This window comes from Microcoleus sp. B3-D7 (assembly GCF_036705305.1).
GTDB lineage: Bacteria > Cyanobacteriota > Cyanobacteriia > Cyanobacteriales > Microcoleaceae > Microcoleus.
This window is the reverse complement of sequence record NZ_JAUBUE010000022.1, coordinates 1-23,268: the sequence shown is the minus strand read 5'-3', so window position 1 is coordinate 23,268 and position 23,268 is coordinate 1. Positions and strand designations below refer to the sequence as shown.

The 23,268-nt window shown below is 46.9% G+C and carries 21 protein-coding genes and 1 tRNA gene; 8 read left to right on the top strand and 14 right to left on the bottom strand.

The annotated features are described in order from the left end of the window. Positions 1-28: 28 nt before the first annotated feature. Both QUB25_RS16220 and QUB25_RS16215 read right to left on the bottom strand, forming a co-directional pair. Positions 29-2,638 (bottom strand): ComEC/Rec2 family competence protein, encoded by a 2,610-nt coding sequence (locus QUB25_RS16220; protein WP_333184166.1) that lies wholly within the window; start codon positions 2,636-2,638, stop codon positions 29-31. A 211-nt stretch (positions 2,639-2,849) separates the two neighbouring features. Next, a complete protein-coding gene (locus QUB25_RS16215; RefSeq protein WP_333041247.1) occupies positions 2,850-3,329 on the bottom strand; it encodes a DUF4079 domain-containing protein in 480 nt (159 codons plus the stop codon). 253 nt (positions 3,330-3,582) lie between these two features. Here QUB25_RS16215 and QUB25_RS16210 point away from each other — a divergent pair, with 253 nt between their 5' ends. After that, entirely contained in the window at positions 3,583-4,629 is a 1,047-nt protein-coding gene (locus QUB25_RS16210) for an endonuclease/exonuclease/phosphatase family protein (RefSeq protein WP_333184162.1), read from the top strand. A gap of 829 nt (positions 4,630-5,458) precedes the next feature. Here the strand turns inward: QUB25_RS16210 and QUB25_RS16205 are convergent. The 4 genes from QUB25_RS16205 to QUB25_RS16190 all read right to left on the bottom strand — a co-directional run bounded on the left by QUB25_RS16205 (position 5,459) and on the right by QUB25_RS16190 (position 8,281). After that, positions 5,459-5,797, bottom strand: coding sequence for a DUF1815 family protein (locus QUB25_RS16205; protein ID WP_015176985.1), 339 nt, complete (start codon positions 5,795-5,797; stop codon positions 5,459-5,461). Positions 5,798-6,114: 317 nt separating this feature from the next. After that, entirely contained in the window at positions 6,115-6,846 is a 732-nt protein-coding gene (gene radC, locus QUB25_RS16200) for a RadC family protein (protein WP_190736147.1), read from the bottom strand. A gap of 122 nt (positions 6,847-6,968) precedes the next feature. Then, positions 6,969-7,592: an excalibur calcium-binding domain-containing protein gene (locus QUB25_RS16195; RefSeq protein ID WP_333184161.1), complete on the bottom strand. Its 624-nt coding sequence runs from the start codon at positions 7,590-7,592 to the stop codon at positions 6,969-6,971. Between the two features lie 446 nt (positions 7,593-8,038). Continuing rightward, positions 8,039-8,281 (bottom strand): hypothetical protein, encoded by a 243-nt coding sequence (locus QUB25_RS16190; RefSeq protein WP_333041917.1) that lies wholly within the window; start codon positions 8,279-8,281, stop codon positions 8,039-8,041. Between the two features lie 240 nt (positions 8,282-8,521). Between QUB25_RS16190 and QUB25_RS16185 the strand changes: the two genes are divergently transcribed. From QUB25_RS16185 to QUB25_RS16175, 3 genes are all read left to right on the top strand, one after another. Then, positions 8,522-9,538: a succinate dehydrogenase/fumarate reductase iron-sulfur subunit gene (locus QUB25_RS16185; protein ID WP_333184158.1), complete on the top strand. Its 1,017-nt coding sequence runs from the start codon at positions 8,522-8,524 to the stop codon at positions 9,536-9,538. 94 nt (positions 9,539-9,632) lie between these two features. Beyond that, positions 9,633-9,821: a chlorophyll a/b-binding protein gene (locus QUB25_RS16180; protein WP_333062505.1), complete on the top strand. Its 189-nt coding sequence runs from the start codon at positions 9,633-9,635 to the stop codon at positions 9,819-9,821. A gap of 139 nt (positions 9,822-9,960) precedes the next feature. After that, on the top strand, positions 9,961-10,815 hold the full coding sequence (locus QUB25_RS16175; protein WP_333184156.1) for a leucine-rich repeat domain-containing protein: 855 nt from the start codon (positions 9,961-9,963) through the stop codon (positions 10,813-10,815). Between the two features lie 205 nt (positions 10,816-11,020). Here QUB25_RS16175 and QUB25_RS16170 read toward each other — a convergent pair whose 3' ends face one another. The 5 genes from QUB25_RS16170 to psbX all read right to left on the bottom strand — a co-directional run bounded on the left by QUB25_RS16170 (position 11,021) and on the right by psbX (position 16,019). Then, complete coding sequence (locus QUB25_RS16170; RefSeq protein ID WP_333184154.1) at positions 11,021-11,638, bottom strand: pre-peptidase C-terminal domain-containing protein; 618 nt, start codon at positions 11,636-11,638, stop codon at positions 11,021-11,023. Positions 11,639-11,770: 132 nt separating this feature from the next. Further along, complete coding sequence (locus tag QUB25_RS16165) at positions 11,771-13,222, bottom strand: DVUA0089 family protein (protein ID WP_333184152.1); 1,452 nt, start codon at positions 13,220-13,222, stop codon at positions 11,771-11,773. 109 nt (positions 13,223-13,331) lie between these two features. Next, positions 13,332-14,456 carry a redoxin domain-containing protein gene (locus tag QUB25_RS16160; RefSeq protein ID WP_333184150.1) on the bottom strand — a complete coding sequence of 375 codons (1,125 nt, stop codon included), beginning with the start codon at positions 14,454-14,456 and terminating at the stop codon, positions 13,332-13,334. A 352-nt stretch (positions 14,457-14,808) separates the two neighbouring features. Further along, positions 14,809-15,618 (bottom strand): Ycf66 family protein, encoded by an 810-nt coding sequence (locus tag QUB25_RS16155; RefSeq protein ID WP_333184148.1) that lies wholly within the window; start codon positions 15,616-15,618, stop codon positions 14,809-14,811. A 281-nt stretch (positions 15,619-15,899) separates the two neighbouring features. Beyond that, on the bottom strand, positions 15,900-16,019 hold the full coding sequence (psbX, locus tag QUB25_RS16150) for a photosystem II reaction center X protein (RefSeq protein ID WP_333041933.1): 120 nt from the start codon (positions 16,017-16,019) through the stop codon (positions 15,900-15,902). Positions 16,020-16,143: 124 nt separating this feature from the next. On the opposite strand from psbX, the gene QUB25_RS16145 reads away from it, so the two are divergent. Continuing rightward, entirely contained in the window at positions 16,144-16,428 is a 285-nt protein-coding gene (locus tag QUB25_RS16145; RefSeq protein WP_006634856.1) for a YggT family protein, read from the top strand. A gap of 104 nt (positions 16,429-16,532) precedes the next feature. On the opposite strand, the gene accC is transcribed toward QUB25_RS16145, so the two are convergent. Next, positions 16,533-17,888: an acetyl-CoA carboxylase biotin carboxylase subunit gene (gene accC / locus QUB25_RS16140; RefSeq protein WP_333184145.1), complete on the bottom strand. Its 1,356-nt coding sequence runs from the start codon at positions 17,886-17,888 to the stop codon at positions 16,533-16,535. Between the two features lie 228 nt (positions 17,889-18,116). Between accC and QUB25_RS16135 the strand changes: the two genes are divergently transcribed. The 3 genes from QUB25_RS16135 (at position 18,117) to QUB25_RS16125 (ending at position 18,705) form a co-directional block, all read left to right on the top strand. Next, positions 18,117-18,200: transfer RNA gene (locus tag QUB25_RS16135), tRNA-Leu, on the top strand. Between the two features lie 84 nt (positions 18,201-18,284). Beyond that, positions 18,285-18,461, top strand: coding sequence for a hypothetical protein (locus QUB25_RS16130; RefSeq protein WP_333184142.1), 177 nt, complete (start codon positions 18,285-18,287; stop codon positions 18,459-18,461). A 31-nt stretch (positions 18,462-18,492) separates the two neighbouring features. Next, complete coding sequence (locus QUB25_RS16125; RefSeq protein WP_333184139.1) at positions 18,493-18,705, top strand: helix-turn-helix transcriptional regulator; 213 nt, start codon at positions 18,493-18,495, stop codon at positions 18,703-18,705. A gap of 68 nt (positions 18,706-18,773) precedes the next feature. On the opposite strand, the gene QUB25_RS16120 is transcribed toward QUB25_RS16125, so the two are convergent. Then, positions 18,774-20,228 (bottom strand): hypothetical protein, encoded by a 1,455-nt coding sequence (locus QUB25_RS16120; protein WP_333184138.1) that lies wholly within the window; start codon positions 20,226-20,228, stop codon positions 18,774-18,776. Positions 20,229-20,281: 53 nt separating this feature from the next. Then, positions 20,282-23,268, bottom strand: a 2,987-nt coding sequence (locus tag QUB25_RS16115; RefSeq protein ID WP_333184136.1) for a CHAT domain-containing tetratricopeptide repeat protein, incomplete at its 5' end; no start/stop codon positions are given.

The window sequence follows — 23,268 nt, the reverse complement described above, 5'->3', positions numbered from 1 at the left end:
ACCGCACAGTGCGCCAGATTGTAAATCTTTATAAAAAAGAAGTTTGATTTTCTTCAGATTCCAAAGTGGTCTTAAATCCCCCTGCTGGAGTCCACTGGAGGGCTCCGTCGCGCCCTGTCCAGAATATCTGAGTTTTGCTTTGGCGCAGTTGGGCTGCAGTTTCTGGGTCGATTTCGTCAGCAGATGCGATCGCCACTTGCGGCCCAACTGCGCCCAATAACTCAGCCGTCAGGGCTTTTCCCGACCACCACAGCACTTGAGCCGGCTTCAAGGTTCCCGTTGCGACCAATTGTTTTTGCGCCTCCGGTGTCATTTCACCGACGAGCAACCAAGTTCGATTTCCCACCAGGAATTCTACCACCGGAATCTCCGCATTCACCAACTGCAACCGCGTCGAACCCAGATCAACTGTACTGTTAGTTTCTAAAGGAAAGTAAACGCCTTGGCGAGATTGCACAGCCGTCATAAATTCCTGATTGTTGCCACGGTGAATTTGTTTCGGATCCTTGTTATCATAAAATGTTTTAATTGGCAAGCCTTCTAGTAATTTTCCCCAACCAGTGCTCAAACCTAAATGACCGTGAGTGGCGATCGCAAAATTCACAGAATTAACTCCTTGCTGCTGCAAAAAAGGCAACACTGTAAACCTTACGGTATTTTCATCACCGCTATTAATTAGCGCCACTTTTCCCCTATCTTGAATTACTAAAACAGGTTCGCCAGATGTCGCCAGCAAAGTAACTTGAAATAAAGATGCTTGAACGTGCCAAGCTGGCAAAACTATGATACTTATTCCCGCCACCAGCGCCAGCGGTAAAATCCAAGCCGCAGAAAAAATCGGCAGCGCAATAACTCTGCTTTTCCCCTTCTTCCCTTTCCCTTTTTCCTGGTTTTTCCCTCTGACTGCTTCCGGCTTCCGTCTTTTTTCTTCCTTCCTTTTTCTATCCGTTACATCCCCTACATTGCTCGTTGCCGAACTTCCCCCGATCCAAACCCAGCAAATTAAACTGTAAAGCGCTATTAGCTGAAACACCGATACTTGACCGACAGCTACCGAATTACCCGGTAATTGCGAGAAATATTCGGCGATCGCAATTAACCCCTTTGCCGGATAATCCAGCAGTTGCGCTAAAATACTGCCAGCGGGCGGAAAAATCAATCCAGCTAAAGCGCTAACCATCCCCCCAATACTCAAAATCCACAGCAAAGGAGCCGCAATAATATTAACTAAAATGCTGTAAGGTGATACCACACTAAAAACATAAAGTAACAGCGGCAGCACCCAAACTGAAGCGGCGATCGGAACCACAACAATCGAAGCGATCGCGGGAGGCATCCAGTCCAACTTTGCCATCAGCGGAGGCGTTGTCACGATTAACCCCAAAGTCGCCAAAAAACTCAGTTGAAAACCTAAATCCCAAATCCACAAAGGGTTAACCAGCAGTAAAATAGTAGCAGCGATTAACAGCAATCCCAGCGGCTTAACTTGGCGGCTCAGCACCAAAGCAAATAATGTTCCAAATCCCATCAAAGCAGCGCGGCATACTGAAGCTTCAAAGCCAGTTAAGCCCACGAGCAAAAATAAAGCACCGACGCCAAAACTAAATTGTAATTGTTTGGAAAAACGTCTGGTTAAACCTAGAACTAAAGCCAAAACCATCGAAACTTGAGTGCCGGAAGCTGCGATCGCGTGGGCCAATCCAGCCTGCACAAAATAGTCGCGGATATTGTAAGGTAAATCTACTGCTTGTTTGCCGAGGGCGATCGCACTGATTAAGGGCCCTTCGGGAACATTCAACTGCGATAGTTGCGATCGCACGATCCGCTGCCGCATCGCTTGAATTTTCGATGGCTGCATCCCGCTGGGCTCCAAGAAAGCAGCCGTTTGGCTGTTAACTCGATTTACATCCGCAATCGCCTTTTCTCTCGTCCAGTCAATTTGACGACCTTTGAGTCCGACAAAAGCCCCTTCTCTGGCTAAATATGCTTGAAAATCAAAAGCCCCTGGATTCGACGGCGGCTGCGGTTTGTACAAGGAACCCACAACTGCGATCGTATTGTCGGCGTACAAACCCGTAGCTTGCAGCAGGGGAACTGTAACGTAGAGTTTGCCGGATACTGGGCGGTTTACAACTGCTCCTCCCTCGCCGCCGTTGATTTCGCTAACTAAATCTGTTTCTAGCCAAAATTGCGATCGACCCGATCGAGTCAATCGAGGCGTACTGACAACTCTACCGCGAACTGTCACTGCCACTTCCTGAGTGTTCCCGCCAGCCGGGATCAGTTTGCTGATGTCATCTACTGCCGGTTGGGGCGATCGAACTGCGAAATAAATGCTAGCTAGAAATGCCACCAAGCCCGCCACTGCCCACACCCATTTCGCTCTCGGCAGCCTTTCCAAAAAATTCAACTCTTCCCTCGTATCTAAGGCCTCTTCCAGAGAATTTTCTTTTTGTCGGCTGCGTCTTTTCTTAGTAACTTTTACAGAATTTAGAGTAAATTTTCGCAACAATTTCGGCATGGCGATCGCCACCGCTATTCCCAAAGCAAGTATCCCGTATCTCCCCCAAGGAACCGCTGTAGAAATCAATCCCAAAATGTAGGCAAGACAGAAAATGGCACCCGTTACTTGATTCATTAATTAGTAATTTAGAGGGGGAATATTTCAGGGAAGCCTATGCGGGACGTATGCACTCCTTACCAAAAAAACCGGGTTTTTAAACATAGATAAAAAGCTAAACGCTGTGTATTTAGATAAAAAACCCAGTTTCTGGCTACCCGTGCGTAAGTTAGGGCAAAATTTCTTTCCTTACATTCTTTCCCTTCCCCTTCCCCTTCCTCTTCCTCTTCTAAATAGACAGCCCCAATTTTAAACCGAAAGCCGCGTGCAGCACCATAAGTGCAAGGGCTGTCGTGCCTAAATAAGCGTGAACCGCGCGCAGTGCCAGCTTATTGCCCCCAAAACCCGTTAGCGAAATCAAGCTGCCAACAGCCAGTAAAACCAGCACTGCCGAACCCGTCCAAAAATGCGGACTTTCCATGACAGGCTGGTGCTGCATCACCAGCGACAGCAAGCCGCCTGTATAGCCCAAAGCTAGAAACAGAAACATCCACGGTGCAAGCTTGCGGTGATCCGAGCGACTTTTGAGTGCGACATCTTTATCGGCGGCCAAACGTCCCTGCCATCCCGTATACCCGACAAAACTGCCCATCGCCACCACCACTATCCCCATCATTACAGGGTGTCCCCAATGGGTAATTGGTTCGGGAATTCCCAGACTGCGAAATTGACTGGCGATGGGTTCTAGTAGTTCGCTGAGATTTATCATTTGCTTGAGATTCCTAACTTCGCGATCGCTAATTTTGATTTAACCAACAACTTACGCTAAATAGCAATATTATCGATCGCGATTTTCCATCACTGTTTCCAGCCAGAAGTCTGTATAAAATAAAAGAGCCGGACACAGGAGAAGTGTATTCCCTAGCCTCAGCAGGGGAGCGGCCATTTCAGTTAATTAGAGCTGAGCAGTATCCAGTTTTTTGTCCCCACACCCGTAAGAGGATGCTATTGCAGACGGCGCTATGATTAAGCCTTACCGATTTTTGCAGCGAATTGCTCAACTGCTCGCCTACGCTTACTCCGCACTGATTGTCAGCTATCTGATTCTGAGACTGATCTTTTGGGACAGGCTGTGGCCGATTGCCTTGATGGGGGATTTTGTTCCTTGGATTTTCTTGCCAATCTTCCTGCTGCCAATTCTAGGGTTTTTTATCATAAAGAAACGCTGGTTCGCGATTGTTTCCTCTGTCGCTGGCATCTGTTTGCTGGGTTGGCTACACGTCACCTACTTTTCTCCCCAGCAGACGAACATCAGTGATTCCCAGCCAACCCTCAAGATTTTTTCTCTCAACCTCGGCTGGCATCACAAATCCCCACAAGCTTTGGTCAACCTAATTGAAGAAGAAAAACCAGACCTCATTTGTTTGCAAGAAATTAAGGAGGATTACGCCAAAGAAGTATTCTCTAAGTTGGCCGCATTATACCCGCACAACCTGGGGCGCGGATACCATGTGATTCTCAGCAGATATCCCATTCGCTCTTTCCAAAAGTTAAAGCTAGCCGGTGGGAACGAACCACAGGAACGAGCTATTATCGCAATGAACCAGCAAGATGTAGTTCTTTATAACATTTCAACCACCCCACCGTGGTTTCGCCAGCATAAAATTTTGCCTTTCCTCAAAATCCCAGTTTACGAGTACGGCGACCGACCGGCACAAATTCAAGATTTAGTGCGGCGACTCCAGAAAGAAACGCTGCCGACTATTGCTGCCGGGGACTTTAATCTGACTGACCAATCTCAAGACTACTATTATTTGAGAGCCGTTATGCAAGATGCTTTCCGAACAGCAGGAGTGGGTTTTGGCTTTACTTTTCCGCACGGGTGGGATCTGAGTTTACTGGTTAAACAGTTAAACTGGAAATTAACTTTTCCCCTGGTGAGGCTTGACTATGTTTGGTATTCTCACCACTGGGGGGCAAAATCAGCCAATGTTTTACCGCCAATTGGTTCAGAGCATCTGCCGGTGTCGGCCCAACTGCGGATGCAACCGAAATTTGGACGAGTGTAGGGGGTTGGCAACACTTTGGTGGGGCAACCACAAGGGCATTGGTATCAATTTAAGCTCCGCGCCGTGATGCTGTTGGCGAATCCGTGAAGGGTGACACCTCACATTTGCTCCCGTCGCACCCCTCTTAGAGCGTGCCCGGATAATTGCCCGCAATTAATTTTTCTATCCTTCTTCCTCTTTCTTCTTCCTTTTTGGCGTAGTTGGCGTCTTGGCGGTTCATTATTAAACCCCCCAAAGAAACAAAGTATTGATTCGCCAACAGTCTCATGGAATGCGCGACTATACAAACAGGGAATTTTAGACAAATGAAGATGTTTTCAACCAAGCACAGACGAATCGCTCGAATTAAGCCTTACTGGCTTTGCACTTGACTGCTGAATCGCCCGTATGCCATAGCCCTGGGTCTGCGCTTCACCCAATCTTCACAGCCTCATTCTCACTCTGGATGTTAAATCGTACCTGCCTGCTCAAAGTTAATTTCAATTCCTTGACTTTTGAATGCCAAAGTTAGAAATTAACATCGCAGCCGACGAACACTCCCACTTCTACATTTTGCTAATCGCTCTCAAGGGAGAACCAAGTCCTGAAAAAAAAACTAGAGGTTCCAAGTTTGAGACTTCTGGCATAAAGTATGCCGTCTGCCCAGGCTCACTTCGATAGACTGAGCGCTAAACCGTCTGAAGGCACCCTGATAGCACCCTTGTCTGTTGAGCAGCCATCGCTGTGCACCTAAATGAACCCTCTCAACTAACTCGCTGGGGATTCGGTTTTAGCAGACAAGCACCCACTTTCTTGCGTCGCCTTCCTCGGAACCGTGCAATCGCTACAATCACTGCGCCGTCGCTAAAGTAGCTTCCGAAGGTTGGATTTGATACTTTACGAGATTTGCCAGTTCTTGTAACTGATTAATCGCTTCTGCACCTTCTAGTTTCATCAGTTCGCGGTCGTCCCGCATCTCAGTCCAAGTGATACCGTAATCTGACACTAAAAATCGAATCAGATGGTTGTCCGTCAAACTGACCATAAATGAGGCACTGTTCATCTGACCCCCGCAAGTGTAGCAGGATGCCAGATAACCCCGATGCTCTAGCACGATCGCTAAAGCTTGAAGGTTCATTACCAAATCTTGAACGAATTTACGGTGTTGTTCTGCAAGTCTCAGAAACACAGTTCTCCTCCTATCACCACACCGTGTATTTTACATCCCATTTAATAATTTCTTAATAAGTGGGTATTTAGGTGCTGGTTCAGTATACGTTTAGTATGCTCAAAAAAAATCGGATTAGCGACCTCTTCAGCCTACCTATACTAGATTAACCGAGTTGTGATCGAAACGAAGTATCAGCAGCGACATTCAGCCAAAACAGGCTCTAGCGGGGTACTCCAGCCGGAAAATTTGCCTGCTGTCACGGGTGATTCAGCCGTCGGAGAGCCCAAAGATACAAATAACTAATGATAGTAATGAAATTAGTTAAGTATAAGAGTTCAATCACCCTGCGGGTACTCGTCCCAAAGCGTCGTCGTCTGCCGCAAGCTCCGAAAATCGCCATTCCCCAAAATCAAGTGATCCAGCAGCGGAATCGACAAAAACTGCGCTCCCGCCAGCAACTGCCGCGTCAAAGCAATATCCTCCGGGCTGGGTTCCACAATTCCCGATGGGTGATTGTGCGAGATAATCGCCCGCGTCGCCCCCTGGCGGATCACCTCGCGAAAAATATCCCGTGGGTGAGCCAAAGTTTCCGTTGCTGTGCCGATCGTAATTACCTGAGTACCCAGCAGCCGATTTTTCACATCCAGCAACACCACAGCAAAACGTTCCTGAGACTGCCACATCAAATCCTGACTCAGGGCATCCGCCGCCGCTTGCGGAGAGTCAACCACAGCCATTTCCGGCGGCCGCGACTGAAACACCCGCTTCCCTAACTCCACCGCAGCCAAAATCGAAGTTGCCTTGGCAGGGCCAATCCCGTGAATCTGCGTCAACTCCTGAACGCTAATAGTGCGTAGCACAGCCAAAGGATCACGGTGGTGCAAACTCAACTGATTTAAAATATACTGTCCGAGCCCGACGGCGGAAAGCTTGCCGGGTCCCTGACCAGTACCCAGGAGAATCGCAATCAATTCTGCAGTCGCCAAACTTTTCGGGCCACCCGCCATCAACCGTTCCCGTGGCCGTTCACTCGTTGGCAAATCGACAATTCTCAAGCTGTAAGTCATAGCTGCACCCGCACCGCAAGCTCAACAATTAGACAATTTTAGCCGATCGATTTGCGTTCTTCAATTCGTACAATCACCCAAAAAAGCCTTCATCATTAACCGAGGCTGTTGGCAGAGCAAATCTAACCTAGCGTTTCGCAAGCGATCGAGTCTCGATCTCGATCTAGCTTAAAAGGATCGCCCGGATATGCTTCTAAAACTCGCTGCGCTTCGGCCCGAGTCGCAAAGTCAGAACAGTTGCAATCCGAGTTAACGCAACTCGGAAAATCGGCACTTTTAACCTTCGGTTTAGAAGACTCGTAAATAACTTTCTTGGTATCTTCCTTTGGCTGCTGTGCATCAAGAGCAATCTCTGCGGTTCGCTCAACAGATTTGACTGAAGATGGCAATTTGCGATCGGGCCTTGGTTTGGCAAGTGCAGGTACCTTCGCAGAAATTGCAGGTTTCGGTGTTGGTGTCGGCGTTTTCACAGTCTCCGGCTTCAGTGTCGGCGCTGCCGAAAGCGGTGACGGCTTAGCGGTTTGAGATGATACTAACGGATCGCTTGGGGCCGAAAGCGCCACTGAAACTTCCTGAGACGGAGGGGGTGCGGTGACGCCAACAAGTACAAACGAAGGCGCCATCAACCCGCCGTACATCGCGATCGATCGCTTGCGGGTTGGTGCGCCCACCCATTTCGGATTAACAATACCCAGAAAGAAGGCAGGTACCGACAATAGAAAGCTTAAGACGAAAAAATTAAACATCGCAACTTTTAACAGTAAAAAAGAGAAGTAATCCAGGACGCAGAAACCGGGTTTCTTTTCCCAAAATCCGAGGTGAAGCACGAAGGATATCTGTTTAAACAACCCGATTTCTTTAATTTCTGTGCGTAAGTCCTGAGAAGTTAACTTCCTTATTTATCAGCAGACAACTCACAAATCCGTAGGATTTACTTCGTAAATATAACCCTAGACACCGGACGCTGGTGAAACTCGGTTGGTGAGTGTATTTTTCCTTACTAAACCCACGATTTTTTCCTACAGTTCGCGAGCGCACTCCGACGCCTATAAACCGGGGTTTTTAATTGCAGTAAATGAGTAGAACCAAGTATTTTTATTAAAAAACTACGTTTCTCGCCCCAACCGGGCGTAAGTCCTGGTAAAATTTCTCGTAATGCTGGCAGAAAAGTGAGATGCATACCCAGCTACGTTCAGCGCAAAGGTGCGCTTACCCTAAATTCTGGCCATTCAGTTGAGGCCAGCAGCCCCGAGGAAACTGGTTGCGGCGGCTTAGGTGCTGTAACTCCAAGCAAAAGGAACGAAACTGCCATCACTCCGCCGTACAAGGCAGCCGAGCGCTTGCGATTTCCCTGTCCCACCCATTGAGGATTTAGCAGACCCAGACAAAAAGCCGGCGTTGAAAACATGAAAGTTAATACAAACAAGCTGGACATAAGGCACCTCCGACTCGCAAACTGCAGCGATCAATTACTGTTCTCTCCACTTAACATCTCAAAAAATCCGCTAAAAAAAGTTATAATTTAGAATTTATGACTTTGGACTTATTGCCTCTTATTAAACAATAATAAAACTGCTTAAATCTCTTACTTTAGATAGTGGTTTAAAAAAATAAGAGCTTTTTACAGAACCCGAAAATTCAGCTTAAAATAGAAACTAAATTCCTCACTCAAAATATGAAAGTCCGCTTTAACGTAGTCCGCCAAAATCAAAACGAGGCTCCCCGGGTTCACACTTACACCCTAGACGTTGAAGAGAGCAATACTATCCTCGACTGCCTCAACAGTATTAAGTGGGAACACGACGGCACTTTAGCTTTTCGCAAAAATTGTCGCAATACAATTTGCGGCAGTTGTTCTATGCGAATTAACGGTCGAGCGGCATTAGCTTGCAAAGAAAATGTCGCCAGCGAACTCGCAAGACTGCAAAAAATAGCGGATTCCAGCTCAGCAGAAAAGCCGGCCGATTTCATCCCAGAAATCACCGTCGCCCCAATGGGAAATATGCCGGTAATTAAAGATTTGGTTGTTGACATGACCAGTTTTTGGGACAACCTAGAAGCAGTTGAACCCTATGTGAGCACAGCCTCGCGAGCAATTCCAGAACGCGAATTTCTGCAAACTCCAGAAGAGCGATCGAAACTCGACCAAACCGGCAACTGCATCCTCTGCGGCGCTTGCTATTCGGAGTGCAACGCCCGCGAAGTCAACCAGGAATTTGTCGGCCCCCACGCCCTCGCCAAAGCTTACCGCACGATCGCCGACTCCCGCGACAGCGAAACCGAAAATCGACTGGAAAAATACAACGAAGGCACCGCAGGCGTTTGGGGATGCACCCGCTGTTACTACTGCAACTCGGTTTGTCCGATGGAAGTTGCGCCGATGGATCAAATTGGTAAGATTAAACAAGAGATTCTCGATCGCAAAGACGACCAAGCCAGTCGATCAATCCGCCACCGCAAAGTTTTAATCGATCTCGTCAAAGAAGGCGGCTGGATAGACGAGCGCAAATTTGGCATCGAAGTAGTAGGAAACTACTTCCGCGACGTTAAAGGTTTGCTGAGTCTGGGCCCCTTGGGTTTGAGAATGATCGCTCGCGGCAAGTTCCCACTGTTCTTTGAACCTTCAGAAGGTACTGAAACCGTGCGAAATCTGATCGAATCGGTTCAAAGTTTAGAAAAGTCAGCAGATTAGTGATCGGCTGTCATTTTCCTGGTAAATTACAAGTTGTGCGATCGCAAAGCTTCCCCAAAGCCATCACTCAAAACACGAAACTCAAAACTTTTAAATGACTGCTAAAACTCCTCCATCCCCAAAACCGACAACCCCAAATACCCCAAAACTAGAACCAGCCTTTGGGTGGAATGCCTATGCAGAACAAATCAACGGAAGATTTGCGATGGTGGGGTTCGTGGGACTTTTGCTGCTAGAATTCTTCACCCGTCAGGATTTTTTTACCTGGCTGGGCCTGCGTTAAATTAATCAAAATCAATTAAAAAAGGAAGCTGAAAAATTATCTATATTTCAGCTTCCTTTTGATTTTTAAGAGTTATTTAAAATACAGTTAATCAAATTAAATGTACAATATTATAACATTTATAGTGGCATAAAAACATATGAATTTACACAAGTGGATAGTAGTTGCTTGTAGTGCGATCGGTCTAACATTATGTGGAAATGGACTTGGAGCGTTAGCAGCAGAAACGCAACCGGGAAACAGTGGACGAACATTTACTGATTGGTGTCATGAAAAAGCTTCTTTGAGTCCTGAAGCTAAACGTACTGTTGAGGTACTGTTGAAGACAGCAGGGACTACTGAGTGCGATGCCGCTAATCAGAGACTTTCGACTCTCACGAAACTCGACCTCAACGGCAATCAAATCAGCGACATCAAACCGCTAGAATCTTTGACTAACCTGACTTGGCTCGACCTCAACGGCAATCAAATCAGCGACATCAAACCGCTAAAATCTTTGACTAACCTGAATTATCTCTACCTCTATAAAAATCAAATCAGCGACATCAAACCATTGCAATCCTTGACTAACCTGACTTCGCTCATCCTCGACGACAATCAACTCAACGACATCAAACCGCTAGAATCCTTGACTAACCTGGCTTGGCTCTCTCTCACCAACACTCAAATTAGTGACATCAAACCGCTAGAATCTTTGACTAACCTGAATTATCTCTACCTCGATAACAATCAAATTAACGACATCAAACCCTTGCAGTCCTTGACTAACCTGACTTTGATCGACCTCAACGGCAATCAAATCAGCGACATCAAACCGCTAGAATCCTTGACTAAACTGACTTCGCTCACCCTCAACAACAATCAAATCAGCGACATCAAACCGCTAGAATCTTTGACTAACCTGACAAAACTCTATCTCAGTGGAAATCCGATCGCTCCCAAAACTTGCCCTCTCAAGCCAGAGTCTATCTGTAATTGGGAACCCTTAAGTTAAATGCCAAATGTTTACAGTTCCGAAATTTAGAGGCACAAGATTATGATGCTTATAGTTACAGACAAATAAATAAATTTAGTTCATCGGTATAGTAAGCAGCGTGTTGTAGAAGTAATTCGGTCGATCGCAGTTACTTGTAGTGCGATCGTCCTTAAATTATAGGGACACGGCAATGCCGTGCCCTGACTCCGAAGTTTCGTTCAAACTAATTTCCAGTTGTTTCACGGACGGTCAAACTGTACTTGCCTCTACCTTTTGGAGGCGGATCGTAAGCATTGACAATGACGCGATAGCGACCGTTGGCAGACAAGGTAACAGTAAGCTCTGAATTGGAATTTTGCTGCGTTGCATCATCATTTTCTCCAAGTAGCTCGCCCTGGGAGTTAAAAATAGCGAGATAAGTATCAAATTCGCTACTTTCTACGGTAATAATCACTTTTTGACCCTGAGTGCCTTCAAAGGTATACTCGTCGTACAAACTGCTGTCCGAGGGCAGTACAGAAGATTTAGCAGGGCTGAGTTCTCCGTTTTGCTCTAAAATGACTTTAGATGAACCCGCATCAGGACTCGGTGGAGGTTCTACAGTGGGGCTCTGAGTTGGCGAACTTTGTGGTGATGGCGACGGGTTGGGACTTGCTTGAGCTAAAACACCCTTTTCAGCAGGCTTCGCATCAGTTAAATTTTGAGGAAATTCTGCGGAAATGAGGGTGGAACTGCTGTTAGCAACACCTGAATTTGAAAGTGACAAGGACAGAGCCGGCTTGCCAGAAAAAGTAGCTACCAGAGCAATTGGCGCGATCGCCCAAAATCTAACTTGACGCATGAATTACCTCGGTTTGCAACGAAGAAGGAAGGAAGAAGTCAGTAGCCAGTAGTCAGTAGTCAGTAGTCATGAGTTATTTGTTAGGTGCTACCAATGCCCAATGCCCAATGCCCAATGCCCAATGCCCAATTTTCACCGGACAGTTAGAGTGTAACGACCCCGGCCAGAAGCATCGTAAGCATTAACAATTACGCGATAGCGACCCGTAGCGGGCAAAGTAACGGTCAGAAACGCATTTTTAGTCGAATCGCTCTCATCGTCATTTTCTGCCACTAATCGGCCGTTAGGGTCAAAGATAGCGACATAGGGATCGAAATCTGTACTTTCGAGGGAAATGGCTACAGACTGACCCGATCGACCTTCAAAAGTATACTCGCGATACAGACTGTTGTCAGACGGCAATACTGGGCCGCCTGCGACTAAAGCGCCTTCTTCTTGCAAAATCGCCCGAGAAGGCGCGGTAGGAGCACTCGCTTTCAGTTGTAACGTATAAGCCCCTGACTGCTTAGCTTGGTATGAATTTGCCACTAACGTGTAAGTCCCGTCTGCTGGCAGCCTGACTGTAATTCTGGCGTCTTTACTGCCTGCCCCGTCATCGTCTTGCGCGATTTCGCGCTGGTTGGGCCCGAGCAAAATTAAATAAGGGTCAATTTCTTGACTTTTCATTTCTATTGTGATTTGCTGGCCCGCTTTTCCCTCAAAGGAGTAGAGGTCAAAAAAGCTGTTGTCGGTGGGCAGAACGCTAGACTTGTCGGTGAGGAGGCCGCTAACGGCGGGCCCGTTTAACGCAACTTTTTGAGGTGATTTGTTGCCACCAAAGGGCGATCGAGCTTGAGCCACGCGGGGGGCTCGCCCTTCTCGCACGGCTGTCAGGAAAGCTGGTACTTTGTCTGCTGAAATTGCAAAACCGATACCGATACTGCCACCGCCCCGACCGCGAGTAAAAATAGAAGTATTGACGCCGATTAATTCTCCTGAACTGTTGAGAAGAGGGCCTCCTGAATTGCCGGGATTGATGGCGGCGTCGGTTTGAATTAAGCCCCGCTGCTGGTCGATGCGGCTGACGATTCCGACTGTAAAAGTACCTTGAAATTGACCGAAGGGATTGCCGATCGCAAATGCTTGTTGCCCGACTTTCACCGAACCGGGACGGGCTAAAGGAATGGTGGGCAAATTGTTTTGACCGCGAATCTTCACCACGGCTAAGTCTAGACCTTCTTCGCCGAATCCGATGACATCGGCGACAAGTTTTCTGCCGTCTGACAAAATGATATTGACGGTACCGCCTGCCGAAACAACGTGGGCGTTAGTTAACACCATGCCGTCGGGGCTGATAATTGTGCCGCTGCCGTTAGATTTATCTGTATCGACGGTAACAACCGCCGGACTAGCCTTTTCGTAGACTCGAATATTGGTTTGTTCTTCGACATTTTGGGCGATCGCACCCTGGGAATGCACCGAGTTAAATTCTGTTAAATCTGTTGATTGCCGCACAGGGGATGTCGTAACAACCGCAGTAGCGCTGGTTGCAACCCCAACCGTTAAAATTCCCGATACTGCTAAAGTTAGAAGTTTGAAATTCATGGCGATCGATTATTATTTAGCGATCGGTAGCTAGGAATTAGGTTTTGTGGCTAACCGCTAACTACCTTCTGTAATTATTTTAGGACTTGCACCAGGGTAGTGACCTTCCTCACGCCGGTTCTCCAATTCGGGAATCTGAATCAGCAGCTAAATACTTAAAATTAGCTTCTCGTACCGCAGCGTCCTCATTGCCGTAGAAAAAAGACAGCAAAGCAAAGCGCTGACCACTAATCACGGTAGTGGCTTCATGCAGCAAGGAACACGAAAAAATAATCGCCGTGCCAGAATCGCCTTTATAACCGTGCGGCGCGTACTCTGGAAACCGTAAAAATCCCCCCGTGTACTCTCCCACATTCAAGTTTAGCGTCATCGCAAACCTGCGGTGCAGGGTAGCTTTGCTAGTGTTGTCGCGGTGCGGCCGAAAATAACCGCCGCTGTCAGCATCGTAACAACCTATCAAATACCGTTCAAACCTGGTAATTGTAAACTGAAAAGCTTTCTCTACTTCCGGCCGCACCCGGCGCAGAATAATCGCATTCAATTGTCGCTGGAAATCCTCGTCTTGAATAAAGAAATCTCGGCGCTTCTTAAAAGTGTCGTCGTGCAGACCCACTGTTTTCCCGCCTATTTGCCTCATAAAGCCCGAAGGACTGCCACCGTGACTTTTGTACATATCGATTAAACTGCGGCAAGATGCTTTGTCCAAAACGTTAGGAATTACCAACACCGGGGCGTGGCGAGTGGCTGCTCGGGCTTGCTCAATTGGGGGCAAAGTTTTGAGAAAATCTAATACTTGTTGGGCGTGTTGGTGCGGTTCGCCCATGGGCAAAATATTAATTACCTGAAGGTTTTCGTTGAGAACAAAAGTTTGTGGTGCATAGTGAACTCCGGCAACTCCATTTTCTTCGACATCTCGGAAAACAGCGTACTGCTGACTGACTTTTTTATCTAAGTCCCAGAAAAAGATGAATGACGGAGCAATTGTTGTTGGTCTGTTTAGTTCTTTGTCTGCTGGGTCAACGCTGACTCCGAACCTCGGTACTTGCAAGCTTCGGAATTCTTCTGAGAGCTCTTGAAAGCTTTTGAGGATAACTTGGATTTGTTCAAAAGCTGCGCTGGCAAAGAAAAACAGGACGACTCGCCGGCCGCCAACAGTCGGGAAATGAAATAAGGGGTTATTTGTAGAAGGAATGGAAAACCAGGGAGCCGGATCTCCTATTTCGAGTAATGGCATCTTGCTGATTTAAGATTGGGGATTTTATATTTAGATTATTATGCTGTCGATTAGTTCCACAGGTTCGGTATGTCAAAATAATTTTAAAAAAAATTAGCTTTTATATCATTTCCGGTTACACCGCAATGATGTTGACTGTTGACTGTTGACTCGAATTTACTATTCCGATGCTAACGGATTTGATATTATTTGTGTATATCTCCGTTGGTTGGGGGTTTCACCCTCGAAATTTAGAGTCTTTTTAATCACTTTCATATCTGAGAATAAGTAGATGGGCATCAATAAACGCAACTTATTTTTTTGCCTGCGGGCACGAGAAAAGTTTAGTTTCACCCATCTACTTAGTGTTTGCCTATTTGTCGAAACTGGGGGAATTATCCGGTTGGTCTTCCGGGTATTCTACAGGTCGATACTCCACGTAATCTGACGGCGGTGCTTCCACGTCGCGGTTGCTGGGGCGAGACCTCGATGATTCCGTAGGACGGGGTTTTTTGGTTCTCGGCGGCGTATCGGAACTGCGGTTTTCCGAAGCCGGGGGGCGACTGCTGCGGCTGCGGGTCGGTCTTTCTTCGGGGTTGTCTGAAACATCCCAATTGTCAGACTCTTGAGTGGGCGGGGCTTCTGGGCGAGAGGGACGTTTGCGCGAGGATCGATCGGGCGAGTCGGGCCTGGAGGTGTTAACGCTGCCGTTGCGATTCGAGGGGCGGCGGCGGGGTTCGTCGTCGTAGGCTTCCCGGGAGGAACGGTAGTCTTGGCTACCTCTAATCCGTGGACGCTGGGGATAGTCTTCCTCTGGTTCTAGCTGTTCCATTTCGGCATCGTAGCCGTCGTAACCATAGGCGTTGCTGACCGGTCGCTCTTCATCTACGTATTGGGCGCGAGTTTTAGCTTGGGCTGTGGTCGCTCCTCGCAGTTTGATGCTTTCTGTTGCAAAAAATATGGCGGTACCGCTGAGCAGAAATTGACCGAATGCCAGAATTGGGTCAAGCCGCCATCCTTGAAATAACAGAATACCGCCGCACAGCAGGCCGACTGCTGCAAAAAAAATATCGTGGTCTCGGGCTAGTTTGGGACGCCACGATCGCAGAAAATACAGTCCTGCCCCTGCTACTGCTAGGATAATCCCTAACAGGCTGCTCCAGTTCAATCCTAAATTGACCATTAGCCTATCTCCTATGTCTTTCCTATGTTAGCGAGTTAGATTTTACATCTATCATTAAGTCTGTCAGCCCGACTGTGCTTTCTGGGGCAGCGTCCGGTCAGGGTTTCAGCTTGGGAAGTGAGTATAATAATGAGTTTAACGGGAAAAAACCTCAGCTTGGCAGTCAACTGAAGGTTTTGCCTTGACAGTTGCTGGCAGCCGAGGTTTCTCGAATCGGGGAAATGCCCGACTTGTAGCCCAAAATTGACTTACAGCGCCGGACTTAGAAACCCGCTGACTTTTTAGGTGCGCTTGATTTTGTCTTTTTGGCTGATGAAGATCAGGGCGATCGTTGCTGGAATCACTACCACTGTCACGCCCACCAGCAGGCTGTACAAAAAGTTCGCGAGAGAAGGAGTCATAGATTCAAAGCCTTTGTTACAACAATTTGATTTTTATTAATTTTATACTTTCGATCGCACCTGTCAAACGGTTAAAATTATGAATGGCAGACTTAACAAAACTTAAAATTTCGAGATAAGACCCATGACTGGTATTACCGTTGCAAGTTGGATTCTGGGCTCTGTCCTAGTTGTGATGACCTTGCTGTTTATTTTTCGGATCGTCTTGACTTGGTATCCCGAGGTGAACCTGAGCAAGTTGCCGTTGAGTCTGATTGCTTGGCCGACGGAACCTTTTTTAGCCGTAACTAGAAAGATTGTACCGCCGATCGGCGGAGTGGACATTACGCCGATTATTTGGGTGGGTATCTGTAGCTTGCTGCGAGAAATGATTCTCGGTCAGCAAGGGCTGCTGACGATGATGATGTAATAGTCAGTTGGCGGGCATCGGGCATCGGGCATCGGCCAAACAGGGCATCGGGCATCGGTCATGGATTAGTTGCCACCCACTGCCAACTGCCAACTGACTACTGACTAATGACTGTTTTGGTTCAAGAACTGTTCGACGAAATTCGTGTAAACTTCGCCGTTGAGAAACTCGGGGGAATCGAGAATTTTTTGGTGGAAGCTGAGGGTGGTAGGAACGCCGGTGATGGCGCACTCCCGCAAAGCCCGTTTCATCCTGCGGATGGCTGTCGGTCGATCGCGCCCCCATACAATTACTTTACCGATTAAAGAATCGTAGTAAGCGGGTATTTCGTAATCGGTGTAAACGTGAGAGTCCATCCGCACGCCGGGGCCACCGGGAGGCAAATAACCGCTGATTCTGCCGGGATGGGGTCGGAAATTGCGATCGGGATCTTCGGCATTGATGCGGCACTCGATGGCGTGGCCGTTGAGAATTACTTGGTTTTGCTTGATTTGCAGCTTTTCTCCTTGGGCAATGCGGATTTGTTCGGCTATCAAATCGAGGCCTGTAATCATCTCGGTGACAGGATGTTCTACTTGGATGCGGGTGTTCATTTCCATGAAGTAGAACTTGCCCGATTTGTCAAGCAGAAATTCGACTGTGCCGGCACCCGTGTAGTTGATGGATTTGGCTGCGGCAATGGCGGCGTGACCCATTTGATCTCGCAGTTTCTGGCTGAGGGCAGGGCTGGGGGCTTCTTCGAGGAGTTTCTGATGTCGCCGCTGAATCGAACAATCTCTCTCGCCGAGGTGGATGACGTTACCGTAGTTGTCGGCGAGGATTTGGATTTCGATGTGCCGGGGTTTTTCGATGAATTTTTCGAGGTAAAGTCCGGGATTGCCGAAGGCTGCATCGGCTTCGCCTTGGGCTGCGGAGAATAGTTTGGGGAGTTCGGATGCTTCTCTAACTAGCCTCATCCCGCGGCCTCCACCGCCGGCGGTGGCTTTGATCATCACAGGATAGCCGATGTCGCGGGCGATCGACAAAGCTTCGCGATCGTCCGCCAGCAATCCCTCGCTACCGGGAACAGTGGGGACTTTCACCCGCTGCATGGTTTCTTTGGCGGTGGATTTGTCACCCATCGCCCGCATCGCCGCAGGAGAAGGGCCGATGAAGGTAATTTGATGGTCGGCGCAGATTTCCGCAAATCTGGCGTTTTCGGCGAGGAAGCCGTAACCGGGGTGAATGGCTGCGGCGTTGCGCGTCAGGGCGGCGGCGATGATGTTGGGGATGTTTAAATAGCTTTTGCTGCTGGTGGGGGGGCCGATGCAAACGGCTTCGTCTGCCAACTGGACGTGCAAGGCGTGTTTATCTACGGTGGAGTGAACGGCGACCGTGGCAATCCCCATTTCCTCGCAGGTGCGCAGTATGCGGAGAGCTATTTCTCCCCGATTAGCGATTAAAATTTTCGAGAACCCCATCTTCGCTGCTTAATTCACTCAATATTCTGTACAATAATGCCTTTCGGTATGTTCTGGATAATCGTTTTGCAGAAATTGTTCACAAAAATTTATTTTACATTTGGCTGGTAGTGGTGCTATGATTGTAAATCGGCGGTGCAAAAGGGCAAGTCACAAGTTAAATGTCAGGAACCTCAACCTGTGAATCTTTAACTCGTAACGCAAAAATCCCGGAGATTGCCAGAAAGAGCGGATGTGGCGGAATTGGTATACGCGCACGCTTGAGGTGCGTGTGGCATTATGTCCTTGCGAGTTCGAGTCTCGCCATCCGCATAGAATATATAAAACAACTGTTGACGGTTTTGGCTGTTGGCAGTTGTTTTATTTTTGATGGGTGGGTAGCCAGAAACCTGGTTTTTGCGAGAATATTTGGTTACAGGCGAAGATTTGGTGAAAAACCCGGTTTCTTTGATTGTGGGCGAGTACCGTAGGGTGCGTCGGCATCAGATATCTTTAAGTGCGATCGAACTTCTGACTGATCCGCACCATACAAAATACTCTTTAACTGTCGATCGACAATTGTGTTTGAATTAAAAACATAGATACTTATCGTTTGTCAAGTAGAATGGGGTTAGTTAGGTTCGGAATCCGAGAGTTGGCTGACGAAAAAGGATGGACGCTAAAGGATGTTGCCGAGCGATCCGAGGTTCCGTACAGCACAGTCAGGCACTATGCTCGTTCGGAAGGACTAGCAACGGTTGATATCACATCCATTCAAAAGATAGCTCGCACCCTCGATGTTTTGATTGAAGAGTTGATGGATGTTGTCCAAGAGTAAACAGATTTATCAGTAAGTCGCGAGAATATGACTGCGAAAATGTAATTAACAAAGAAAGCAGAGGGCGATTACACATCCCCAGAGGGAAGTTGATTTTGGGGACTAGGTAAACTTGTCTGCTGATCTGATGATTTAGCGTTGAGGTGGCGTTTAGTGAAAAACCAAGCCAACCATCCCAAGCCTCCACCGCCTAAACAACTAAGTACAACGGCAATAATGAAGGGATGCGGGGGAAGCAGAGGATGTTGGGGAGAAGGGAAATCCCAAGGTTTTTCCATTAAGGGGTAGCCGGCTGCTAAGATTCCGGCAAAGCCGACTCCGACACCGATGCCGGTACCGACTGCTTGAATCGTGTTTTGTAAATTGCGATCTTTTTCTTTTTCTTTTTCCTCATTTTTCTGTAAAGTTTGTTGCAGTTGGCGATCGGACTTGGCTTGTTCTATTTCCACCAAACCCCGCAATGTATTGATAAATTCGCCGATCAAGTCTTTACCCGGCTGGATATAACTGAGGTAGGTTTCTATTTGGTCGAGATAGCGCTTGCAGGTATTTTCGCCAAACTCTCGCCAACTGGGAATATCGCCCGATCGCCAGAATTGTTGCAAATAGTTTTGATAGTTTATCTGATTGGTTTTAATTGTGGTATAATGCGCTTGCAGATTTCTCAGTTGCCGTTGATACTGCATTGATAGTTCTGGCATTGATTCCAGAAGTTTTTGCAGTTCTTCTAAAGGCAAATCTTGCTTGAATTCTTTAATTTTTGCTTCTAGTTCGCTATAAAATTTTCGGGCTTTTTTATAACTTTCTCGCCCTTGTGGGTAGACATATTCTATTTTGTGGCGAGTCCATAGCGCGCCAAATAAATTGTCATAAGCTGAGGTAAAGTCTGGATTGATGGCTTGATTATTAATCCAGACTAAAATCTTATAGAGTTTATTGGGCTGATTTTCTTGTTTAATTTCATATTCAAATAATGGAACATTCAGTAATTTACCTTTACCTTCATCGACTAATCTAGCTGTAAATTTAGTGTTTTTCAGAAAATTTGTCACCAATGTATCGGCTGCATCTTGACATTCTGCATCACGTACTGGTGTTTCTCCGTAAAACCAGATGGTTTCACCGAGGGTGTTTTCGGAACCGTCTAAAAAGAGGCTGCTGGGTTCAAATAAATAGAGTTCTTCTGGTGCGATGTCTCGATCGGGATTTTCGGGATATAAAGCTAAGTCGAAAGCGTAGGTATCGTTCAATAAAAAGGGTTGCAGCTTCCCGCCGATCGCTAATCCATTTTGGTTAATGGCAGTAAGTTCGATCGGCTGTTGTTCTTTGGTCAGCCAGAGATTGATTAAATTTAATGATTCTCCTTTGTGCTGGAAAACATTTGATTCGGAATCGAACTCATAACACGCTAATTTTGATTTCAAATCTTTTAGTTCAGTGAAAGGCAGTTTTTCGCTGAGTTTAATTAGATTTTCCCAAATTAAATCGGCTTGCGGTGAAACTCGATCGAGAGGTTCATTCAAGGTCTGATTTAGATGGAAAAAACAAAGGCTGATACTAAAGTTTTTCATGGAAACTAGGGCGTATCTTTATTTGGTTCGGGAGGTTGTTCTGGGGCGACAATAAGATTTTCTATGATTTCCTTCAATATTTGGCTTTCTTTTCCCGGCTTGGTAGGTGATTGCGCTCTATTGCCTAATTTATCTCCCGCGTTCATTAACTTAGTATTGTATTTTCGCCTGATTTCTGGTTTGTCTTGCAACCAACTCTCAATAATTTTGATATTCTCTTCATCATTGTCTGTTAATTGACCTTTGAGAGAAACTAGGGCATCTCTCAGGTTAACAAATAAATCTGATTCTTTAATTAATTCCTGGAAAATTTCTAGTTTGCTGGTGCTATTAGCCATGTTTTGCTCTCCTTTGCCAGCGGCACAGAAGCCGGCCCAATGATAGGGGTTTTGATAAATTTTAGCACTAACTCCTTGAGTTTCTTTCTCTTCTTCCAAGCAGTCTTGTAAGATTTGCCGCCAATTACCGTCTAGCAGGTGACATTGGTTTGTCCAGTCGAGGAAGCCTTGGATGTCGGTGTCTCGTACCCAGATTTGGGCCTGATTTAATGCTAGGGCGAGTTTACCGGGTTGGTGGTAGAGGTTTTCGTAGGTTTTGATCAGTAAAATTGCTGTGGAAAATGCATTTACTGACCACAGGCTAACGTATAAACTGGGACTGCCCGCCAACAGGAAACCGCTGGTGAGGCTGATGTATTCGTCGGTGTTGTCGAGTTGGACTTGTCCGGTTTCGCAGGCGGAAAGGGTGACGAGGCTGCATTCGCTGAGGTTGAAATAGCGGATGATTTCTTCTAGGGTGAGAGTACCGTCGGCTAATTGCAAACCAGATTGTAGCGGTTCGTTGGGGTTGAAGGAACCGTGACAAGAAAAGAACAGATGGTGGCTGTCGGCGACTTTTTCGGCGATTTCTAGTGTTTCCTTTGATTTTGCGCCTTTTTTAGCATCTTGGCTGGCTAATATTTCTGGGTTGGGGAAGATGTTTTTGATGGTTTCTACTTCCATGTCGGCAGCCATCAAGTCATCTGTGGGATTTTGAATGGCGAAGAATTTATCGAATTTACCCCGTTTGTATTTTTGGACTTGGTGGAGAATTTGGCAACTGGGGGCGTAGGAAACTCCATTGTCGAAGCAGTCAACGAGACAGGGATTTAGAGGGCAATTTTCGTTGTCGCGGTGAAAGCGCTGCCAAATTTCCCCGCTGACAGGGAGGGCGTGAATCGGGAATAAATGCAGGTGGCGGTGGGGAATCAGGATTAGTTTATCGCAAGTTTCGGGAATGGCTGCGAGTATTTCATCAATGTGGAGAATGTGCGCGAGGTTTGCTAGTTTGGTTCCGAGGCTGTTTTGCCATTGTTGGCAGTTGCTGTAATAATCTCCTAAATATTCATTTATCCAATCAGTTAACCGTTTTAAATCTGACTCGTCGGTAAATGAGAAAAATTGTGGTTGGGAGTTGTTCTTGGTGAGGGTAAAAGCACAAAAACTATTATTCAAAATGTACCATTCAACAATTGATGTTTTTTCACCTGCTAACTGCTGAATCTCACCAAATTTGAGAGGTGTATAGGGATATTTTGCTGCTAAATCTTGGCGAAGTTGGTTGATGGTGTCGTAGTTTTTCTCTTCAGCTTGTTTTAACCGTTGATTTTCCTCAGCAATTCTCAGCCTTAACTGTTGCAACTCTTGGCGCACTTCTGGAGGGATTTCTCCTTGGGGATACAAATCTTTTACCGATAGCAACTCGATTAAGTTTTGCGCCTTGGAACGTTCCGCATATTCCACAGCTTCGGTGTAGCGTTTCAGTTCGATGCAAACTTCTACCATGCCAACGTAAAGTTGATGCCATGCTTCGGCTAATTTCTGTTTGTTTTCATCCCCAGATTCCTCACCCCGTAAAATTTCTACTGTTTCAATCGCTGGGGCGTAATTATCATAGGCTAGTTGCCATTGCTGGTTGCTTCGGTAAAGATCGCTTAAACAATATAAAGTTTCTGCATGATTTTGCGGGAAAGCCTCACGAGTTCTGATTGTTAAAGCAGCCCGATAAAACTCGATCGCCCTTTCCAGATTATCAGCCCGCGAACCGTTGATTCTGTATAAGTAGGCAATAGCTAGGTTATTTTGAGTCCCTGCCCAATCTTCGGGGAAATCCTCAAGGGTACGAACAGTTAAAGCAGCTTGATAAAACTCGATCGCCCTTTCGAGATTATCAGCCCGCGAACCGTTGATTCTGTTTCTGTACGCTTCCCCTAGGTTATTTTGAGTCCCTGCCCATTGTTCAGGGAAATCCTCAAGGGTATAAACAGTTAAAGCAGCTTGATCAAACTCGATCGCCCTTTCGAGATTATCAGCCCGCGAACCGTTGATTCTGTATAAGTAGGCAAGGGCTAGGTTATTTTGAGTCCCTGCCCATTGTTCGGGGAAAGCCTCAAGGGTATAAACAGTTAAAGCAGCCTGATCAAACTCGATCGCCCTTTCCAGATTATCAGCCCGCGAACCGTTGATTCTCTTACTGTAGGCAAGGGCTAGGTTATATTGAGTCCTTGCCCATTGTTCGGGGAAATCCTCAAGGGTACGAACTGTTAAAGCAGCCTGATAAAACTCGATCGCCCTTTCGAGATTATCAGCCCGCGAACCGTTGATTCTGTTAAGGTAGGCATTAGCTAAGTTATTTTGAGTCCTTGCCCAATCTTGGGGGAAATCCTCAAGGGTACGAACTGTTAAAGCAGCCTGATAAAACTCGATCTCCCTCTCCAGATTATCCGCCCGCGAGCCGTTGATTCTGTTATTGTAGACAGCAGCTAGGTTGTTTTGAGTCATTGCCCATTGTTCGGGGAAATCCTCAAAAGTATAGACTGTTAAAGCAGCCTCATAAAACTCGATCGTCCTCTCCAGATTATCAGCCCGCGAACCGTTGATTCTGTGACTGTAGGCAAGGGCTAGGTTATATTGAGTCCCTGCCCATTGTTCGGGGAAATCCTCAAAAGTATAAA